Source organism: Tropicimonas sp. (assembly GCF_047971885.1).
Lineage (GTDB): Bacteria > Pseudomonadota > Alphaproteobacteria > Rhodobacterales > Rhodobacteraceae > Tropicimonas.
In genome coordinates this window covers 1-3,155 of sequence record NZ_JBKEAE010000073.1, presented here as the reverse complement: position 1 = coordinate 3,155, position 3,155 = coordinate 1, and the positions used below count along the sequence as shown (strand labels likewise).

Genomic DNA, 3,155 nt, shown 5'->3' with positions numbered 1-3,155 from the left:
TCCGAGCCGCCGCCGACCGAAGCTCTCCTGCCGACATGTCCTGCCACGCAATCTCAACCGCCATCGCGAACCCTCCATCTCGCGACGGCATTGATTCAGAGTTCCAGACGGAAGGGAATCCCACGCGAGTCAAAAACAAGGCCGTTGGTATAAGCCGCCATGATTATGCCCAAGTGTCCGGTCGAAAAGGGTGCCAGCTCACCATGCGCGGCTGCGATTTCGTTGCGTGCCGCCTTTGTCGCATGGGCTTTTCGGCGTCGGGTTTCTCTTGACGGCGGCATGGTCGGGGGGTCTATGAAAATACGTGCTTCCAACTGTTCAGCATACGGGGTCACGGCACTGAAACTGGCCTATGCAAATACAGATGCGCCCGGGCGCATGAACGAGGTATTCCACGACCTCGCGGAACGGCTGGCCGGCGAGGGGATGCGCGCTGTCGGCGCGGTGCAGGTCAATATCTCCCGCGGCCCCGACCTTCCCTGCGACATGGAACTGATGTTGCTTCCCGACGGAAAGCGGATCGGAATCTCGCAGCGCCTCGGCCGCGCCGCCGAGGGTTGCCGGCTGAATGCCGGCGCGCTGGAACAATCGGTGATGGAAACCTCGCGCCGGCTCGCCGATGGTGCCGACCTGCTGATCGTCAACAAGTTCGGCCCGCACGAGGCCGAGGGCCACGGCTTTCGCGAGTTGATCGGCAACGCACTGGCCGAGGGCATTCCGGTGCTCGTCGGGGTTTCGACCTCGCATCTGGAGGATTTTCACCAGTTCGCCCAGGGTTACGGGCAAATGGTGCCTTGCGAAACCGAAGCGCTGCACGACTGGCTGCTTGAGACCTGACAGGTTCGTCTCTTGTCCTGCCTGCGGGCGGCGTCAGCACGCTTTGCGGTTTGGTCCTGTCGTGTTACCCTAACGTCATGCGCAATTCAGGAGATGCGTGATGAAACGAATGATGTTGCCGGTTACCCTGCTGGCCCTGATGGTTTTGCCGACAATTGCGGCGGCTGAATGCGGCTGGAAACACGAGACCGCAAGCCAATGTGCCGAGGGGCAGGCCTATGACCAGGCGAGCGGGACCTGCGTCACGCAAAAGACAAGCTGACGGCCCGGCGGGTTCGACAATCGAAACGATGCTCCAGAACGTCTGAGGGGTGGCGGTAACCTGGCTTTAAACGCGGGGCTCTAGGCTTGCGGCAGATCATCTGCCGGAGCCGAGCGTGACGAACGACCTGACCACCACCGCGAACGCCGCCCTCCGGGGAGGGCCTCATGCGGGCGTCGCCCTGAATACGTCCGGCGAAATGCCGCCCGCCCGTCGCAGGCTGACCCGGCAGCAGAAGGCTGCGGTGATCGTCAAGCTGCTGCTTTCCGAAGGTGCGGAACTGCCGCTCGATGCCCTGTCCGAAACCGCGCAGGCCGCGCTGACCGCCCGCATGGGCGAATTGCGCGTGGTGGATCGCGGAACCCTGCGCAACGTGGTAAGCGAATTTGTCGGCGAGATGGACTCGATCGCCCTCACCTTCCCCGACGGGATCGCCGGCGCGCTCGACATGCTCGACGGCCACATCAGCCCGGCAACGGCGGCGCGCCTGCGGCGCGAGGCTGGCGTGGCGGCACGCGGCGACCCGTGGGAGCGTATTGCAACCCATGACACGGCCCGCCTGCTGCGCATTCTCGAAGAGGAAAGCACCGAAATCGGGGCGGTTGTCCTGTCGAAGCTCAAGGTCTCGCGGTCGGCGGAACTGCTTGGCCAGCTTCCCGGGGACCGGGCGCGCGCCCTGTCCTACGCGATCTCGCGGACCGGTGGCATTCTGCCCGAGACCGTGCGGCGCATCGGCATCGCGCTGGCCTCGCAACTCGATGCAGAGCCGGTTGGTGCCTTCGAGGACGCACCGGTGAAGCGCGTCGGCGCCATCCTGAATTTCAGCCCCGCCACAACGCGCGACGAGGTGCTGGCCGGGCTCGACGAGACGGATTCGGAATTTGCCGCCGATGTCCGGCGGACGATCTTCACCTTTGCCGACATTCCGGCGCGCCTGCCGGCCAGCGAAGTACCGCGGATCGTGCGCGGGGTCGATCAGGCGCTCATCGTTACCGCCTTCGTGCATGCCGCTTCGGCGCCGGCCCTGGAGAGCGCACGCGACTTCCTGCTCGACAACATGTCCAAGCGGATGGCCGAATCGCTGCGCGAGGAAATGGGCGAAACCAGCGCGGTCAAACCCGCTGCCGGCGAGGAGGCGATCAACGCGATCCTCGCCGAACTTCGCCGGCTGGTCGACAACGGAGAGATCACGCTGAACGAGCACGGGGACGCCTAGAGCCACCTTCGATCAGGTTGGCTGATCTCCTGCATGGTTGAGGTAGTTGCCGCCGCCACGCCCGGGCGGCGACGTCGGAAGACCAGGCCACGTTTAAAAAAACCTTGCCGAAGAGGTCGCAGCGGCACAGACCGAACATCCCGGCGCTGTCATCAAGGTCGTCGCCACCGACGAGCATCGGATCGGGCTGAAGCCCATTCGCCGCCGGGTCTGGGCGCCCTGTGGCGCGCGGCCGCTGGCCCCCGGCCATCACCGTTTCGAATGGCTCTGCGTCACCGCCCTCGTCGCGCCGGTCACCGGCGAAAGCCACCGATATCCCGGCACCGGTGTTTTCAGGGAGTTGTTCGCCAACACCCTTGCGCTGTTCACGCGCGAGGCCAAGGCTGGCCCGAACCGTCTTGCTCGTCCCGGATAACGCCGGCTGGCATACCGCGCCGGGCCGCGCTGTTCGGGAATGCATCCGTCTCATCTGCCTGCCTCAAGGTTTCCCGAATTGCAACCGGCCGAGACGCTCTGGCCCAGGTCGACGAGCCTCTCGCCAACCGACGCTTCGACACCCTCGCCCAACCCGGTGCAACCGCCGCATCACGCTTGCCAACGACCGCAAACGCATCCAAAGCCGGGCCGGGTTCCACTGGCGGCCAAAGCGCAGCATTCCAACCTGATCAACCGGAAACCCTATGAGAGACGTGAGTTCCTGAAGGGAAGCGGTCGGCCGCTCAGGCGCCTTTCCCGGACCGCGCGGCAATTGATGCCCGATGCACGATCTCGTAGGGAAACAGGGCATCCTCATGCGGGAGGGCCGAGCGGTCCTCCCGCCAGGCCCGCACCGCTTTCTCC

General features: G+C 65.0%; 5 protein-coding genes. 4 read left to right on the top strand and 1 reads right to left on the bottom strand.

Translation table 11 applies throughout. From position 1 onward, the window contains the following. From ACK5IR_RS07330 to ACK5IR_RS07315, 4 genes are all read left to right on the top strand, one after another. Nucleotides 1-272: hypothetical protein (locus ACK5IR_RS07330; RefSeq protein ID WP_416927419.1), on the top strand; the 272-nt coding region annotated here is incomplete at its 5' end. Between the two features lie 22 nt (nt 273-294). Further along, the gene (locus tag ACK5IR_RS07325; protein WP_416927417.1) at nt 295-837 is read left to right on the top strand and encodes a DUF2478 domain-containing protein; all 543 of its coding nucleotides are present in this window, start codon (nt 295-297) and stop codon (nt 835-837) included. Between the two features lie 100 nt (nt 838-937). Further along, nucleotides 938-1,099: a hypothetical protein gene (locus ACK5IR_RS07320; protein WP_416927415.1), complete on the top strand. Its 162-nt coding sequence runs from the start codon at nt 938-940 to the stop codon at nt 1,097-1,099. A 115-nt stretch (nt 1,100-1,214) separates the two neighbouring features. Then, nucleotides 1,215-2,315 carry a flagellar motor switch protein FliG gene (locus ACK5IR_RS07315; RefSeq protein WP_416927413.1) on the top strand — a complete coding sequence of 367 codons (1,101 nt, stop codon included), beginning with the start codon at nt 1,215-1,217 and terminating at the stop codon, nt 2,313-2,315. Here the strand turns inward: ACK5IR_RS07315 and ACK5IR_RS07310 are convergent. Then, complete coding sequence (locus tag ACK5IR_RS07310) at nt 2,287-2,784, bottom strand: hypothetical protein (protein ID WP_416927411.1); 498 nt, start codon at nt 2,782-2,784, stop codon at nt 2,287-2,289. The two genes, ACK5IR_RS07315 and ACK5IR_RS07310, sit on opposite strands and share 29 nt — an antisense overlap. Between the last annotated feature and the right edge of the window lie 371 nt (nt 2,785-3,155).

Excerpts from the sequence above, each read along its gene's own strand:
- ACK5IR_RS07325 (WP_416927417.1), top strand. The coding sequence starts at position 295 with ATGAAAATACGTGCTTCCAACTGTTCAGCATACGGGGTCACGGCACTG.
- ACK5IR_RS07310 (WP_416927411.1), bottom strand. The coding sequence starts at position 2,784 with ATGAGACGGATGCATTCCCGAACAGCGCGGCCCGGCGCGGTATGCCAG.
- ACK5IR_RS07320 (WP_416927415.1), top strand. The coding sequence starts at position 938 with ATGAAACGAATGATGTTGCCGGTTACCCTGCTGGCCCTGATGGTTTTG.